Genomic DNA, 16293 nt, shown 5'->3' with positions numbered 1-16293 from the left:
TTATGGCGGCGGCGACGCTCTCCTCCTGAATCAGTTACAGCACCCGCGGGTCAGCAGCTGATCGCCGAGTAGTTCGCCGTGATCGTGCCGTTGTAGGCGACCCCGTCGACGCGGGCGAACGACTTCACGGTCGCCTGGCCCGCGGCGAGCGAGGCGCCGCTGCCCGCGAAGGTCCCCACCGCGTGGCCCGAGGCTCCCACACCCGTGAACTTCTTCTCGCCGAGAGGAGTCGTGATGCGCACGTCGTTCGGGGCGGTCGACCCGTTGAGCGCATCCACCGTGATCCGTGCCACTCCGCTCGCGCAGCTGCTGGTGGCGGTCGCCGTGGTCTTCAGAGCGAACGCCGGCTGGGGAGGCGTCGTGACCGCGGTGGCGTAGCTGATCGTCGCCTTCAGCCGCGCGCCCGATTCGTAGAACAGGTAGGTGCCCGTGTCGTCGGTCACGATCTCGGGTGCCGCGACCCGGCCCGTGTCCTCTCCGACTCCGCTCGAGGCGTGAAGAACAACGGGTGCGCCCACCGTCGACAGGGTGTCGTCGATCGTACGAGCAAAGGTCTTGCCCGAAGAAGCGTGGTAGATGATGTACTTCTGTCCGCCCCACTCCCACAGGTTGGCGCCCGACACGTTGCCCTGGTCGAGGCTGCCCGGGGTCACGATGGGGGTGGGCCGCACGACCCAGCTGCGGCCATCGACCGACTCGGCGACGCGGATGCGGCGGGAGTTGGCGGTGGTGTTCTCCATGTAGAACATGCCGTAGTTGAAGCTCGACGGGTCTGGATGCGTGAACACCCGAGCGTACGACGTCTCGGTGGTCGTCGCACCGCCCATGGCGTTCGTGACCGCGCTGCCGCCGTAGGTGAAGGTCACGCCGTCGTCGGTCGTCGCGTAGCGGGTCTGGTCGTTACCCCCGTGGAAGTACAGGAACATCGTCTGCTCCTCGGTGTTCCAGATGGCGTCGGGGCTCGATACGTGATTGACGCTGTAGTTCGGCGACCAGACGTTCGAGATCACGGGGTTCGAGGCGTACTCGGTCCAGGGGCCGGCGAGCGAGTCGGAGTACATCAGCGAGATTCCGCCGGGGCTGTCGTGAGGAGCGTAGTAGAGATACCACTCGCCGAGCGGATTCGTCAGATGCTCGCCCGCGTGAAAGACGCTCGGAAAGATGAACTCGCCCGTGGGGTTGTAACTGAGCTCGTCGGGCACGGTGATCTCGCCCGAGAAGGCGAACGTCGGCAGCGGATCGGCCGCCACGGCAGAGGGTGCCGAGCTCGGTGCCAGCGCCGGAACGAGGGCGAGCGCAAGAGCGGCCGCGAGCAGAACGGATAGCCGGCCGGGCCACCGTTTCGGAGGTTGAGAGGTGAGGGGGATCACGCGATGTCCTTTCGTCGTCACTGACGGGATGGATGGTCGATTCTGATAATACGTATTATCAACGACTCGATTTTCACGTTACCCCACGAAACCCGCAAAAAGGAAGAGTCGTCGCTGATCTCGGCCCTGTCGAAAAGTCGCACTTGCGCAATCGAGATAATGCGTATTACTGTCGGTTCTCGACTCGGTAATGCGTATTAGCGTCCCGGGTCGACACGAGATCCAAGGGAGCACCTCACATGTCACGAGCCGTCAATGGCCGAGTCACCCAGAAGCAGATCGCCGAACTCGCCGGCGTGAGCCAGGCCACCGTCTCGCTCGTTCTGAACGGGCGCACCGAAGAGGGAATCCGCATCCCCGAGGAGACCAGGGCACGCGTCCTGCGGGTGATCGAGGAGACGAAGTACGTGGCCGACCCCTCGGCCCGACGCCTGGCGGGAGCCGACAACAGAATCCTCGGCGTGTTCACCTACGAGCCGGCGTTCCCGACCCGCAGCCTCGATTTCTACACGCCGCTGCTCGCGGGCATCGAGGCCGGCGCCGAGAAGCTCGGCAGCGACCTGCTGCTCTTCACGAGCACCCCGGTCGTCGACGGCCGCCGCCAGCTCTTCCACGAGCAGAACCGCCTGCTGCTCGCCGACGGCGTTCTCCTGCTCGGTGTCGAGATGGACTCCCACGAACTCGAGCGCCTCGTCGACGGCGGCTACCGCGTGGTCGCGGTCGGTCGGCGCGAGACGCCCGGCATCCCTTACGTCGGAATCGACTACTCCTCGGCCACGCGGAGCCTGGTGAGCCGCGCCCTCGACCTCGGCCACGAACGCGTCTTCTACCTCCGGGTCGGCAGTGACGGCGAGTCGGTGCGCGATCGACTCGAAGGTGTGCGGATGGGCACGGCCGATCGCGCGGTCGCCATCGAGAGCCGCATCGGCACCCTCGCCACGGTCGCCGACGACTGGGCCGCCATCCGGGCCTTCGCCCCGACCCTGCTGGTCGTCGAGTCGCCGGATGTCGCATCCGCCCTCTACGAGGCGGCCGAGCGCGACGGCGTCGACGTTCCCGGCGAGCTCAGCATCGTGGTGCTCGGATCGTCTCCGCGGCTCACGCCGGACGACGTGGACTTCAGCCGGCTCAACCCGCCTCGGGCCGAGCTCGGCGAACGCGCCGTGCACCTGCTCTCGCGCATCCTCGACCCCGACCAGTCGCCCTCCGATCTCGATATGCGAAGCCTGCTCGCCTGCCCGATCATCGACGGCGCGACTCTGGCCGCACCCCGCAGCGCCGCACCGAGCAGCGAGGGAACGAAGTGACCGCGCAGCATGCCGACGTGCTGATCATCGGCGGAGGACTCGGAGGAGTGGCCGCCGCGCTCTCGGCGCTGCGCCGGGGTCGAACCGTGATCATCACCGAGGAGTACCCGTGGCTCGGCGGCCAGCTCACGAGCCAGGCGGTTCCGCTCGACGAGCACACCTGGATCGAGCAGTTCGGCGCCACCAGGAGCTACCGCGAACTGCGCGACGGCATTCGCGACCACTATCGCCGCCTCTACCCGCTGACCGCGGCTGCGCGACGCGAGCCGACGCTCAACCCCGGCGCCGGGCTCGTGAGTCGCATGTGCGCCGAGCCGCGCGCCGCGGTGGCCGTCATCGACGGACTGCTCGCGCCGCACATCTCGTCGGGCAGGCTGCGCGTTCTCCACGGCGTTCGTGCGGTGGCCGCCGTGCGCGACGGCGATCTCGTGACGTCGGTCGACGTCGAAGACGCGACCCGCGGCATCCGCACCACGCTCAGCGCAACCATCGTGCTCGACGCCACCGAGACCGGTGAGCTGCTGCCCCTCGCGAACATCGAGCACGTCACCGGATTCGAGTCGCGGCACGACACGGGGGAGCCGAGCGCTCCCGACGAGGCGCAGCCCGAGAACCAGCAGGCCTTCAGCTGGTGCTTCGTGATCGATCACATCGAGGGCGAAGACCACACGATCGAGCGCCCCGACGACTACGACCGTTGGCGAACGCTGCAGCCCGAGTTCTGGGGTGCGCCGATGATCTCGCTCACCGGCCCCGACCCCCGCACCCTCGAGATCTTCACGCGCACCTTCACCCCCACGATCGACGACGACCCGCTCGCGCAGCTCGCCGACCAGCGCGCCGACGGAGGCGACCGCGAGCTGTGGACGTTCCGTCGCATCCTCGCCCGTCGCCTGCTCGAGCCGGGCACCATCGACAGCGACATCGTGCTGGTGAACTGGCCGATGATCGACTACATCGGAGGCACCCTCACCGGCCCCGAGCCATCGAAACACCTCGAGGCTGCCAAGCAGCAGTCGCGCGCGATGCTCTACTGGCTGCAGACCGAGGCTCCCCGCCCCGATGGGGGCACCGGATGGCCGGGGCTGCGCCTGCGGGGCGACGTCACGGGCACGCACGACGGGTTCGCCCAGGCCCCGTACATCCGCGAGTCGCGCCGCATCAAGGCCGAGTACACGGTCGTCGAGCAGGACCTCTCGATCGAGCTGCGTGGACACGGCAAGCCGAAGCAGTACGACGACACCGTGGGCGTCGGCATGTACCGCATCGACCTGCACCCCTCGACGGGCGGCGACAACTACCTCGACATCGCCTCCTCGCCGTTCGAGATCCCGCTCGGCGCCCTCATCCCTGTTCGCGTCGACAACGTCATTCCGGCCGGCAAGAACATCGGAACCACCCACATCACCAACGGGGCCTTCCGGCTCCACCCCGTCGAATGGAACATCGGCGAATCGGCGGGCGCGCTCGCGGCCTTCTGCATCGAACGTTCCCTCGCTCCCCGCCAGGTTCGGGCAGACCCCTGCCTGCTCGACGAATTCCAATCACAGCTCGCCCGTCAGGGCGTCGAGCTCCACTGGCCCGACGTCACCGGTTACTAAGGAGAAACAGCACATGAGAATGTCAGCAATGAAGCTGAGCGCGACGGCAGCCCTCGCGGTCTCGGCCCTGGTTTTGAGCGGATGCGCCGCGGGCGCCTCCGACGACGACACTCCGGTGTCGCTGAGAATGACCGTCTGGACCTCGAACGAAGACCAGCTCGCAATGTTCGACGAGATCGCCGACGCGTACATCGCCGATCACCCCGAGGTGAAGAGCATCACGTTCGATCCGCTCGACTTCGAGAGCTACACGACGACCCTCACCACCCAGCTGGCCGGAGGAAATCCACCCGACATGGCGTGGGTGCTCGAGAACGCCGCGCCCGACTTCGTCTCCTCCGGCGCCCTGGTTCCGCTCGACGACACCCTCGAGGCGACCAAGGGTTACGACCTCGACGACCTGTCGCCCAGCGCCACCGAGCTGTGGACCGACGCCGACGGGCAGCTGGCCGCGTATCCGTTCTCGACCTCTCCCTTCGTCGTCTTCGCGAACGACGACCTGCTGGCCGCCGCCGGCCAGCCCACCGCGGCCCAACTGCAGGCCGACGGCCGCTGGAACTGGGAGTCGATCTCCGAGGTCGGCTCGGCCGTGAACGCGACCACCGGCAAGGCCGGCTTCGTCGTGCGCGACTTCGACTACACGCAGTGGGACTACCTGTCGACCGTGTGGGGCGGCTGGGGTGCAGAGCCGTGGTCGAAGGACGGCGCCACCTGCACCATGGACTCGCCCGAGATGGTCGACGCCTTCACCTTCCTGCACGACGCCGCCTTCACGGCGAAGTCGATGCCCGGACCCGGAACCGCGGCCGACTTCTTCGCAGGCGAGGCCGCGTTCACCGTCACGCAGATCTCGCGGGCATCGCTGCTCGGCGAGTCCGGCATCCAGAACTGGGAGCTCGCGCCGCTGCCCGAGGGGCCGGATGGCGACTACTCGATTGTCGGCCAGGCCGGTGTGGGCGCACTCGCCCAGGCGGAACACCCGGAGCAGTCGGCCGAGTTCATCGCCTACTTCACCAACCCCGAGAACTCGGCGAAGCTGGCGCAGTACTTTCCGCCGGCCCGCACCTCGCAGCTCGACGCGGCCACGCTCTCCGCGGCCAACCCCGTGCTGACCGAGGAGCAGCTCGGAGACATCGTGGTACCCGCCATCGAAAACGGTGAGGTGCGCCCCTCGCACACCGGCTCGGCGGAGATCCAGCAGGAGGTGCGCTCGGCACTCGACGCGCTGTGGGTCGCCGATGCCGATGTCGAAGGCACCCTCGGCGACGTCTGCGCCGCCATCGATCCCCTGCTCGAGCAGTGACCGACACTCTTGAGCGAGAGACGATGACCACGGGGCGCTCGGGTCGCTCGGGTCGCGCTGCGGATCGCAGCGCGGCCCGGGTCACCCGGCGGCGGCGTCGCTCGCTCTCGGGCAACGACAACCTCGTGGGCTACCTCTTCGTGGCCCCGCAGGTGATCGGCATCGTGGCCTTCGTGCTGCTGCCGCTGGTGCTCATCGTCTACTACAGCTTCCACGAGTGGAACGTGCTGGCGAACACCTTCCGCTTCGTCGGCACCGAGAACGTGGAGAGGCTGTTCTCCGACCCGAAGGTGGCGCCCGTTCTCGGGGCGACCGGCATCTTCTCGGTGGGCCTGGTGATCGGCAACCTCTCGATCGCGCTGCTGCTGGCCGTGCTGCTCAACCGCAAGGCCCGGGCGATCACGCTCTTCCGCACTCTCTTCTTCTCGCCGGTCGTCGTGTCGCTCGTGGCATGGACGATCGTCTGGGGGTTCCTGCTTCAAGACGACGGAGGCATCAACGGGCTGCTGCAGCTCGTCGGCGTCGAGGGCCCGAACTGGCTGAGGGAGGGACCGACCGCGATGCTCAGCGTGATCGTGGTGCAGGTGTTCAAGAACGTGGGCCTCAACATGATCCTGTTCCTCTCGGCGCTGCAGGGCGTTCCGAAGGAGATCACCGAGGCCGCCGCGATCGACGGCGCGGGCCCGTTCCGCACCTTCGGCCGCATCACGCTGCCGCTCATCTCGCCGATGATCCTGCTCACCACGATCATCACCATCGTCGGCTCCCTGCAGGTGTTCGCGCAGATCGCCGTGCTCACCCAGGGCGGGCCGGGCATCTCGACGACCGTGCTCGTCTACTACCTCTTCCAGCAGGCGTTCGAGTTCCACCGCTTCGGCTACGGCTCGACGCTGGCTCTCGTGCTGTTCGTGATCGTGCTCATTCTCACCGTCGTGCAATGGCAGCTCAGAAAGCGATGGGTTCACTATGAAAACTAGGCGCCGTCCCGCGCTGCGGGCCCTCTTCTACGTCGGGCTGAGCCTGCTCGCCATCCCGTTCGTCTTTCCGACGTGGTGGATGATCACCTCGTCGTTCAAGCCGATCGGCGAGATCTTCGCCTTTCCCCCGACGCTGTGGCCGCAGCATCCGACCATTCAGCCGTATGTCGACGCGTTCACCGAGCAGCCTTTCCTGCTGCAGTACTGGAACAGCATGTACATCGCTGTCGTCGTGACGGCCGCGACCATGCTCTTCTCGGCGATGGCCGGCTACGCGTTCGCGCGCATCCGGTTCCCCGGTGTGAACGCCCTGTTCCTCGTGGTGCTGGTCGGCCTGCTCGTGCCGTCGGAGGTGACCATCGTGCCGCTGTTCCAGATCTTCAACCAGCTGGGGCTCGTGAATACGCACTGGCCGCTGCTGCTCGTGACCACCTTCGGGGCGCCGAGCGTGCTGGCCACGTTCATCATGCGTCAGTACTTCGTGACGCTGCCCGTCGAGCTCGAAGAGGCGGCGCGGCTCGACGGCCTCGGCCGGGCCGCGATCTGGTGGCGCATCGCGATGCCGCTCGCCAAGGCATCCCTCGGTGCGGTCGCGATCTTCACGTTCCTGCATACCTGGAACCTCTACCTCGAGCCCACCGTCTACCTGCAGAGCCCCGAGCTCTTCACTCTTCCCCAGGCGCTGACCCGGTACACGGATGCGTATGGCGGGCAGATGTGGAACGTTCAGCTGGCCGCGGCCACGATGACCGCGGTGCCGGTGCTGGTGGTGTTCGTGCTGGCGCAGCGCCAGTTCGTGGAAGGGCTCGCTCAGACGGGGCTGAAGGGGTAGCGGATGCGACGGGGTCGGCGCGGCTGGTTCCTCAAGCCGAACTGCGACCTGCGTTAGTTCGGTTTGTTATTGCAAAATCGAACTAAGCGGATCATAATTTCGGTATGACGGCCTCGTTGGACCATCCCGGGTGGCCCGCGCATGAGATCGAAGCCCTTCCGTGGCAGCAAAGAGCGCGCGGAGGGACCCGTGAGGACCGCATGGTTCGGTCGATCGACGCCACTATTCCGCCGTTCATCGAACACCTCGACTACATGCCACCCCTCGGGCTCATCTCCTTGGCCGAGAGTGCGCTCATTGCAATCGCCCAAGCCGACACGGATGCCGCCGGCAAATCTGTCGCGCTCAGCCGGTTCATGATCCGAACAGAGTCGGTCGCATCGTCGAAGATCGAGCGAATCACGGCCAGCGCAGAAGACTACGCGCGGGCGATCGCGGGAAACCGAAGCAACTCGTCGGCCGTGAGCATGGTCGCGGCGAGCAGCGCACTCCACGAGCTGGTGACGGTCGTCGGAGAGCGCGGTGTCTTCTCGCTGGACGACGTGCTCGATGCTCATCGATCGCTGATGAATGAGGATCCGGTCGAGGCGGACTACGCGGGTCGCCTGCGAGATATGCAGAACTGGGTCGGCGGGTCGGACTATTCGCCGAGAGGCGCGCTTCACGTTCCTCCCGCCCCCGAGCGGGTCGAACCGCTGATGCGTGACCTTCTCGGCTACCTCAATCGCGACGATGTCCCTGCGCTCATTCAGGCATCGATCGCCCACGCGCAGTTCGAGTCGATCCACCCCTTCATCGACGGGAATGGTCGTGTCGGTCGTGCACTCGTCTCGGCGTCGCTGCGACGGCGCGGTGTGACCAGGAACGCGGTGATCCCGTTGGCGTCAGGAATACTCGCGCGCAGGGATGAATACTTCGAGGCGTTGGGAATATATCGCCGGGGCGACCCAGCCCCAGTCGTCGAGCTCTTCGCTCGCGCCGCACGCGTTGCGGCACTGGAGTCGCGAACGTCGATCGACCGGATCAAGGCCCTGCCGGGCGAATGGATAGACGAGGTGAAGCCACGCAAGGGTTCGGCACTGGCAGCCTTGCTGCCCGTCTTCTTCGATCATCCCGTTATGAACGCCGACGAGGTCGAGCGCTACTCGGGTGCCAAGACGGTGCAGGCGTATGCAGCGATCGATCGGCTCGTCGAGGCAGGGGTGATCCGAGAAATCACCGGGCGCAAGAGGGACCGCGTGTGGGTGGCGGCCGACCTTCTTGCCGAACTCGACGAGTTGGACAGGCGCATCCAGCGAGCGATGTAGGAGTCGAGTGCCGCACAGCTACCCGGCGGTCAGCACGGTCCGCGCATCCGTCGGCCAGCGCTGACTGGGTCAGGACCGCAGCTCCTCCGCGAACATCACGATGATGCCGCTCGGGCCACGCACGTAGCTGAGCTTGTAGACGCCCTCGTAGTTCGCCACCCCGCGAAGCGGGTGACATCCATGTTTCGCCGCGATCGCCAGCGCGTCGTCGATGCTGTCGACCGAGAAGGCGACCCGGTGCATGCCGATCTCGTTCGGCTGGGTGGGCGACGTCTCAATGGCATCGGGGTGGATGTACTCGAAGAGCTCGAGCATGCCGTGGCCATCCGGCGTCTGGAGCATCGCGATCTTCGCGTGGTTGCCGTCGAGGCCCACGGCGGTGTCGGCCCACTCGCCGCTGACCTCGTCGCGACCGACGACCGTGAGGCCGAGGTCGGTGAAGAAGGCGATGGTGGCCTCGATGTCGGTCACGGCGATGCCGACGTTCTCCAGTTTTATGGGCATGGGTCGATGCTATTCCTCGGCAGGTCCTGACGGTTCGTGCGGGCGCACCCCAAGGGGAATCCCCACACGGCCTCGCCATACTCCTACAGTGTGTAGTGACTGACTCCCGAATCTCGGGGTCTGCGGATCAAAGGGGTGGCCTGTGGCTGCGGATTCGTTCGACGCATTCATCTCCTACGCGCGCAGGCCGTCGACCTCGCTCGCGACCGAACTGCAGAAGGGGATCGAGCGTTTCGCGAAGCCCTGGAACCGCCTGCGCGCCGTGCGGATCTTCCGCGACGACGCGACGATGTCGGCGAACTCGGGCCTGTGGTCGACGATCGAGACCGCACTCGTTCAGGCTCGATGGTTCATTCTCATCGCCACGCCCGACGCGGCCAAGTCGGAGTATGTCGACAAGGAAGTCGCTTGGTGGGTCGAGAACAAGGGCGCCGAGAGCATCCTCCTCGTGCACCAGCGCGGCGAGCTGGCCTGGGATCGCACGTCCAACGACTTCTCTGCGGACACAGACTGCGTGCCTCCGTCGCTGCGCGGAAGCTATGCGGAGGAGCCCCGCTGGATCGGCCTCACCTGGTTCGACGGCGCAGGCGACGGTGGGGATGCGCTCGGCGCGTCCGACCCCCAGTTCATCGAGCGGGTCGCCGACCTCTCGGCCACGATTCGCGGCGTCGAACGCGACACCCTCATCGGCGACAACGTCAAAGAGCACCGACGCACCCGGCGCCTGGCTCGGGGAGCCGCCGTCGGGCTGTCTGTACTCCTCGTCGCCAGTATCGTCGCGGGCATCGTCGCAGTGGTTCAAGGCACGGAGGCTGCGAGCCAGAGAGACCTCGCGCGCGATCAGCTGCGTGTCGCCACCGCACGCCAGCTCGCATCGACTGCCCGCAACGAAGCGGAGACCGACCTCGAGAAGGCGCTGCTGCTGGCGGCGTCGGGCTACGCGCTCGAGCCGGACGCGCAGACCTACTCGGCCCTCTACGACGTGAACGCGGCGACGCCGGAGCTCACGCAGTTTCTGAGCGCGGGGAGCGGTCCGGGCTCCGCGATAACCGTGGCGGCAGGGACCCCCGACGGCTTGACGATCGTTGCCGGCACCGCCGACGGGCGGGTGCTGAGCTGGACTCTCGACCCTTCGGTCTATCGATCCGCCGTCGACAGGGCTGCGGCGCCCGAGCCCACCGAACTGGCGACGGTCTCCGGGGAGGTGCGCTTCGTCGACGTCAGCGACGATGCATCCGTCGTGGTGGCCGACGGCGTGCTGACCGACGAGGAGTCGGCCTTCTCCGTGCACGACTCGATCGTGTGGCGAGCGGGCGCGGTCGAGCCGTTGCTCGAGGGGATCTATCCGCTGGCGCTGTCTCCGAGCGGATCGACCATCCTCGGTTCCACCCCGTCCATCGTCGAGAGGCGCGATTACGACATCGTGACCGTGCGCGACGGCGTCGAGGTCGCGCGCCGAGCGAACGCCCTGCCTCCGTCGTGGGTCACCCTTCCCGACGACACGACGGTCGTCTCGATGGACGAGTACGGTATCGGCCTCGTCGAAACCATCGGGGGCAGTACGACGAATTGGGAAAGCCCGATGGGAACGTGGCTGTTCGGGGGAGCGCTCTCGGATTCGGGCGCGTTCTTCACGTTCACGAACGGTGGCTCGGACTTCAGCGTCTGGGACGTGCCTGGGGCGCCCGAGAACGACGGCGAGGCGATGTACCGGGCGAATGCTCCGGATGCGCGACCCACGAGCATGGCCCTGAGCGACAGCGGGTTGCTGGCCACCGCACGTTCCGGCGTGATCTACATCGGCGATGTCGTCTCGAAGGACGGCCTCGTGCCGGCGGCACGCGAGTTGCGGGGAGCCGGCGAAACCCCGGTCTCCTTGAACTTCCTCAACGACGACACGCTGATCAGCGCGTCGGGCACCAGCGTGGCCCTCTGGTCGATCGGCTCGCCGTCGCGCGTCTCCACCACCCTGCCCCTCAGGGTGCCGTTCGGATGCTCGGCGTGCGGCCCGACGCACGTGGCAGTCAACCCGGCGGGCACCCGAGCCGTCGTCGTCTCCGACGACAACGCTGACATCGCCGCCGCCGATACGACCACCGGCACGACCATCGACGATCTGCGGTCCACGGTCGACTTCGGAGGCGCATCCGACGCTGTCTGGCTCGACGACGACAGCGTCCTGATGCTCGACCCGTCGAGTGGTGAGTACTCGGTCCTCGGAGGCGAGGGGCTGGGAACGGTCGAATCGCAGGGCATATTCGATGCGCCGGTCACAGAGGGAGGGATTCCGTCGCGCGCCGAGCGAATCGCTCTTCGCGACGACGGACTCATCGTGTACTCAGGAGGGGAACTCACCACGCTCCTCGACCCCGGGTCGGGCACGGTCGTCTCCTCGCTTCCGGTCGGCGGCCGAATTCTCGGCAACGGAGAGTTCCTCGTCGCTTTCACCGCGAGCGGCGATGCCGAGACCGGCGATGCCGAGACCACAGCGAATGGAGTCGTCGCCACCAACGTCGCGACCGTCTACGAGATCGAGTCGGGCGACGAGCTCCAGACGACCATGATCGACGGCTCCTTCGTCGATGCGGCTGCACTGGCCGACGACAAGGTGGCACTCTGGCGAACCACCGACAGCGGAGATCGATTCATGACGCTGGACCTGGCATCCGGAGAGACGGTGGAACTCGGCTCGGCCGTGGCGCCATCAGCGATCACCGCTGTCTCGACCTCGAACATGACCGCGACGGCCGATAACGGGTGGGTCAGCACCACCGCACTGGATCCGAGAGTCGAGCTCGAAGCCCTGACCCTTGCCCCGGGAGTGAGGCAATGGACCTCGCTCGGTTTCTCTGCCGACGGCTCGGACCTCGTCGCCGCAAATGAACCGGCCTCGACGATCACCTTCCTGCCCATGAGAACCGAGGAGTGGACGTATGCGGCCTGCACCGTCGCCGACTCGAGACTCACGGTCGACGAATGGCGCGACGTGACCGGCGAGAGCGAGCTCTATCTGGACCCCTGCTCGTCGATCAGCTCGTAGCGCTCGGCGAAGTGCGAGGCCGAGACGTTCCAGACTTCGCCCGCTCTGCCACGCACGACCCAGTCGCCCTCGGTGACGGTCGCGGGTCCCTCCCAGGTGTGCACGATCTCGCCCGGGATGCCGGGTCGCACCGAGACGACGCCCGTGCGCTGCCATGTGTTCTCGTCGACCTGCTCGTACAGCCCGGCGAACTCGGACGCGTCGACCGACCAGACGGCTCCCGTCTCGTCTTCTACTCGCCAGTCACCGGCCGAGGAGGTGAGTGTGTCTCCGTTCTGGTTCCGCCAGGAGAAGGTGTCGTCGACCTTGCGGGCGGTGACCGTTCCCATGCGTCGAGCCGGTGTCCACGTGCTGTTCACCGGAGGCGCCGTCGGCGCGGCCTCGGTACTGGGCACCGAGTGATACCCGAGCGTGGCGAGCAGTGCCATCGCATCGAGCACGGTGCGTTCGCTGCGTTCGATCGCTTCGGCGGGCAGCTCCTCCCACGGTATGAGCCAGGGGTGGATGCGATCGGCATCGTCGCGCACAGTGCCGGAGCGCCAGCCGTTGTCGAGGTGATGGGCGCGCCAGGACTCGTGCTCGAGGCGAGCCATGGTGCTCACCTGGTCGGCGGAGAGGTCGGCTGCGGGGGTCGCGGACGTGTTGAGCGCGTCGGCGGCCCAGGTGCGCCCCACGGCGCCGGCCGACGACAGAGTGGTCATGATCAGGCGCACGTTGGATTCCCGGTAGAAGGGGCTGAGCGCCTCCCATGGCTGAGCCGAGGGTTTTGTCGGACCCCCGGAGGGGTGACCGAGATCGTGGAGGTAATTCGCGTGAGCGATGCGTGCGACCCGTTCCCACGAGTCGATCGTGGCACCGTCGGCCGGGTCGATGATCGGCCCGAAGTCGTACAACTGCTCCATGACCGCTTCGAGGGGCAATCCGTGCGCCGCCGGATCGAAAGCGAAGATCACCCAGTCGGGGCTCCGTGCGGCGAGTGACGATGCGAAGCGTCGACCGAACTCCGGGTCGGCAATCACCACGGCAGGGTGGCTCGCCGATTGCAGTCGGGCGCCGAGGCTTCTCCAGTCGGCCGGGTCGAGAACCGCCTCCGGCGAGAACGACGTGTGACGGTTGCCGAACCTGCGCTGCCTCAGGCGATGCTCCTCCACCACCGTGTCTGCATCGGGACCGACGGCCATCACGTGGGGGATGACATCCGAGGTGTCGAACCGCGACGCATCCAGTTCTCGACGGCGCTGCGCGAACTCGGCGAGGATCGCAAGAGCGAGCGGCGTGGTGCCGACGACGGCCACTCGGTCGATTCCGCGATCGAGGATGCCGCGCACGACCACGCGGGCCGTGTTCTCGAACACGCTGGTGGTGTCGAGAATCCATCCATCCGGTGTGCTGATCGCCTTGCGCCTCCAGTACTCGCTCTGCCACGGGTCGTCGAGGCGGATGACGGCCCGAGGCGGGCCGCCCGGACTCTTCAACTTTTCGTGCGCGTCACGGAATGCCCGCCAGGTCTGCAGGTTGGAGGCGGCATCCGGTCGCAGACAGTACAGCGCGACCAGGCCGGATGCGCCGCTGCGCCCGGCGCGCACCAGTGGCACGAGCAACTGGGCGTTCTCGGTCTCCATGCTGAGTACCGTGCAGCCGACGGCTCGGGCCGAGTCGCGCACGGCTTCGGGCGCATTCTCGTCGATGAGCGCGGCGACCACGGTGCGCCTCGGCGTCTCGGCACGCACGCGGCGGAGGATGGCGAGCGAGCTCTCGTCGACCCCGACGACGACGACCACCGAGCGGGCGCGATGTGTGCGCCTGCGGTCGAGCCGATCCCGGAAGAGAACGCCGATCACGCCCGCGACACCGAGGGAGAGCACGAGAAGGGCCGTGAGTCGGGCGAGCTGCAGCGCGAGGGGCATCTCGGCCGCGCATCCGCTCATGTCACCGAACGGATTCTCTGCGCTGCCGACGAACAGGGCAATGGTCCACGTGAGAGGAGCCCAGAAAGGGGCCTGGCCGCCCGTGCAGGGGATGTAGGCGGACAGTCCCAGGACGATGGTCGTACCGCCGAGTGCGAGGAGCGGCAAGACCGACGACCGCTTCTTGCGTGTGACCCGGATGCGCACGACAGCGAACCAGAGAGCGGCTGCGGCACCGAGAATTACCGCTATGCCCCACCACGAGGAAGGGTCGGAGAAGGAGGTCAGAAAATCTCCGCTGTCGCGTATCAGCCCGGGAAGGATCGCTCGGAGGGCGAGCACGACGATCCCGGCTACGCAGATCGCAAAGGAGGTGATTGCAAGGGTCAGCAACCAGCGACGCGAGCGATTTCGCATTCTTCCCCCGAAGCGACCGAGTGTTTCGCCAATCCTAGTGAAGAACCCCAGGCGGGGGACCGGCTGGATCCCGAAGTATCAGAGGGGGTCGACGCCTCGCGCGGGGTGAACACGATGCCGTGGTGCGTCTTCTCCTCCACAGGTCCGCAATTGTGGACGTTATCCACAGGCGAATCCACTGGTCAAAGAGTCTTTGGTGGATCGGAGCCAGTGTCGGTGGGTGGTGTTTGACTTCTCGTATGGACCTCCGCGACGCATCCCTCGGCGACATCGCCGCGCGCCTGCTCGAGCTGCTCGATGAGCAGCGCGGCGCGGGTGCTGCGGGTGGCGTCGGTGCTGCAGGTGGCGTCGGCGGCGATGAGCTCCTGGGTGTTGTGCATGACTGGGAGGCCGTCGGCCGGGCCTCCGATGCGGCTCGCGTCTGGGCCGCCGCCGAGGTCGAGCACGAGTCGCGGCGCGAACTCGAGTCTGACGGGCTCGCCTACAGGCACGGGTTCGCGACGGGCAAGAAACTGCTCGCGGCCACGGCGAACGTGTCCGAGCGCACGGCCGGCGCGCGCATGATGCTGGGGCGGCAGGTGCGGTCGGTCACATCTCCCACGGGGCTGCCGCTGGCCAGTCGTTTTCCGGCTGTCGAGCGGGCCATGTTCTCGGGCCGCATCGGTGTCGATGCGGCGTCGGTCATCTGCCGCACTCTCACCGAGGTGGTGTCTCGCGTCACATGGTCGAAGGCGGTCGACGAGGCCGAGCTGCGGTTGGTCGATGCGGCGACTGAGACTGTGGGCGCAGACGCGACCCCGCGCTTCACCGTCGACGAGCTCGCTCGACTTGCGACACGCATCCGGGAGCACCTCGACCCTGACGGGGCCGAACCTCGGGATGCCGTCAAGCAGCAGCTGCGCGGGTTCAGCTACCCGAAGGTGGGCGTCGACGGCATGGCGCGCGGGCGGTATGCGCTGCCCCCTCTGCAACTGGGAGTGTTTCTCGCGGCGGTCGACTCGATTCTGAGTCCACGCACGGCCGATCCGGAGGCGCCGCGGGCGGAGGGAGACGGCGACGCGGGCGCGGGTGCCGACGCTGCTGGGGATGAAGGGTCCGGCCGCGGCGCCGGCGCGGGCGACTATGTCGTCGTCGACACGCGTACCTCGGAGCAGAAGCTCCTCGACGCCGTGATGGCGCTCATCGAGCTGGCGGCCGCGTCGCCCGCGGCGTCGAGACTGAACGGCTTCGCGCCCACGATCAACGTGCACGTCTCCGTGAGTGACCTCGAGGCGGGGCGCGGGGTCGGCTGGATCGACGGCAGCACCGAGCCGGTGCCCATGAGCACGGTCGAGATGCTCGCGTGCGACTCCGACATGATCGTCACGCTGTTCGGCTCCGACGGTGGTGTGCTGAACCAGGGCAAGACCAAACGATTGGCCAGCCGCCGACAACGAAGAGCCCTCGCCGCGCGCGACGGGGGCTGCGTGATTCCCGGATGCAGGGTGCCACCATCGCGATGTCAGGCGCACCACGTCGTGCCCTGGGTCAGCAGCAGCTTCCTCGCGGGCAGAACCGATCTCGACAACCTGGCGCTGCTGTGCCCGTTCCACCACGCCACGATCCACACCTCGGCGTGGCAACTCGAGATGATTAGCGGCAAGCCGCACGTGCGCGAGCCCGGATGGCGCGGGCGGCAGAATCCGGCACGCGCCGCGGGGCAGCAGAGGGTGGGTCGGCCGTGGTGAC

Annotated in this window: 11 protein-coding genes; 8 read left to right on the top strand and 3 right to left on the bottom strand. The window is 67.2% G+C overall.

The genetic code is table 11. From position 1 onward, the window contains the following. Positions 1-50: 50 nt before the first annotated feature. Positions 51-1370: a hypothetical protein gene (locus tag ASF06_RS09105; RefSeq protein ID WP_055945739.1), complete on the bottom strand. Its 1320-nt coding sequence runs from the start codon at positions 1368-1370 to the stop codon at positions 51-53. 239 nt (positions 1371-1609) lie between these two features. On the opposite strand from ASF06_RS09105, the gene ASF06_RS09100 reads away from it, so the two are divergent. From ASF06_RS09100 to ASF06_RS09075, 6 genes are all read left to right on the top strand, one after another. Further along, positions 1610-2677 carry a LacI family DNA-binding transcriptional regulator gene (locus ASF06_RS09100; RefSeq protein WP_055945737.1) on the top strand — a complete coding sequence of 356 codons (1068 nt, stop codon included), beginning with the start codon at positions 1610-1612 and terminating at the stop codon, positions 2675-2677. Continuing rightward, positions 2674-4278, top strand: a complete 1605-nt coding sequence (locus tag ASF06_RS09095; RefSeq protein WP_055945735.1) for an FAD-dependent oxidoreductase — start codon at positions 2674-2676, stop codon at positions 4276-4278. Before ASF06_RS09100 ends, ASF06_RS09095 begins: the two co-directional genes overlap by 4 nt. Before the next feature lie 13 nt (positions 4279-4291). Continuing rightward, on the top strand, positions 4292-5581 hold the full coding sequence (locus tag ASF06_RS09090; RefSeq protein ID WP_082500804.1) for an ABC transporter substrate-binding protein: 1290 nt from the start codon (positions 4292-4294) through the stop codon (positions 5579-5581). Further along, positions 5578-6558, top strand: coding sequence for a carbohydrate ABC transporter permease (locus ASF06_RS09085; RefSeq protein ID WP_235500955.1), 981 nt, complete (start codon positions 5578-5580; stop codon positions 6556-6558). Before ASF06_RS09090 ends, ASF06_RS09085 begins: the two co-directional genes overlap by 4 nt. Next, positions 6548-7390: a carbohydrate ABC transporter permease gene (locus ASF06_RS09080; RefSeq protein WP_055925940.1), complete on the top strand. Its 843-nt coding sequence runs from the start codon at positions 6548-6550 to the stop codon at positions 7388-7390. Before ASF06_RS09085 ends, ASF06_RS09080 begins: the two co-directional genes overlap by 11 nt. Before the next feature lie 200 nt (positions 7391-7590). Continuing rightward, positions 7591-8697: a Fic family protein gene (locus ASF06_RS09075; protein ID WP_082500803.1), complete on the top strand. Its 1107-nt coding sequence runs from the start codon at positions 7591-7593 to the stop codon at positions 8695-8697. A 69-nt stretch (positions 8698-8766) separates the two neighbouring features. Here ASF06_RS09075 and ASF06_RS09070 read toward each other — a convergent pair whose 3' ends face one another. Next, on the bottom strand, positions 8767-9201 hold the full coding sequence (locus ASF06_RS09070; protein WP_055945729.1) for a VOC family protein: 435 nt from the start codon (positions 9199-9201) through the stop codon (positions 8767-8769). Between the two features lie 142 nt (positions 9202-9343). On the opposite strand from ASF06_RS09070, the gene ASF06_RS09065 reads away from it, so the two are divergent. Continuing rightward, positions 9344-12241, top strand: coding sequence for a hypothetical protein (locus tag ASF06_RS09065; RefSeq protein ID WP_055945727.1), 2898 nt, complete (start codon positions 9344-9346; stop codon positions 12239-12241). On the opposite strand, the gene ASF06_RS09060 is transcribed toward ASF06_RS09065, so the two are convergent. Then, the gene (locus ASF06_RS09060) at positions 12208-14541 is read right to left on the bottom strand and encodes a RyR domain-containing protein (RefSeq protein ID WP_162237693.1); all 2334 of its coding nucleotides are present in this window, start codon (positions 14539-14541) and stop codon (positions 12208-12210) included. The genes ASF06_RS09065 and ASF06_RS09060 overlap by 34 nt on opposite strands. Positions 14542-14804: 263 nt before the next feature. Between ASF06_RS09060 and ASF06_RS09055 the strand changes: the two genes are divergently transcribed. Continuing rightward, positions 14805-16292: an HNH endonuclease signature motif containing protein gene (locus ASF06_RS09055; RefSeq protein WP_055945722.1), complete on the top strand. Its 1488-nt coding sequence runs from the start codon at positions 14805-14807 to the stop codon at positions 16290-16292. Position 16293: the final 1 nt, after the last annotated feature.

Origin of the sequence: Agreia sp. Leaf244 (assembly GCF_001422695.1) — a bacterium.
GTDB lineage: Bacteria > Actinomycetota > Actinomycetes > Actinomycetales > Microbacteriaceae > Agreia.
This window is presented reverse-complemented; position numbering and strand designations above follow the sequence as displayed.

What these genes read in the sequence shown, in the direction of transcription:
- ASF06_RS09075 (WP_082500803.1), top strand. Translation starts at nt 7,591, where the DNA reads ATGGTTCGGTCGATCGACGCCACTATTCCGCCGTTCATCGAACACCTC.
- ASF06_RS09100 (WP_055945737.1), top strand. Translation starts at nt 1,610, where the DNA reads ATGTCACGAGCCGTCAATGGCCGAGTCACCCAGAAGCAGATCGCCGAA.
- ASF06_RS09080 (WP_055925940.1), top strand. Translation starts at nt 6,548, where the DNA reads ATGAAAACTAGGCGCCGTCCCGCGCTGCGGGCCCTCTTCTACGTCGGG.
- ASF06_RS09090 (WP_082500804.1), top strand. Translation starts at nt 4,292, where the DNA reads ATGAGAATGTCAGCAATGAAGCTGAGCGCGACGGCAGCCCTCGCGGTC.
- ASF06_RS09055 (WP_055945722.1), top strand. Translation starts at nt 14,805, where the DNA reads ATGGACCTCCGCGACGCATCCCTCGGCGACATCGCCGCGCGCCTGCTC.
- ASF06_RS09070 (WP_055945729.1), bottom strand. Translation starts at nt 9,201, where the DNA reads ATGCCCATAAAACTGGAGAACGTCGGCATCGCCGTGACCGACATCGAG.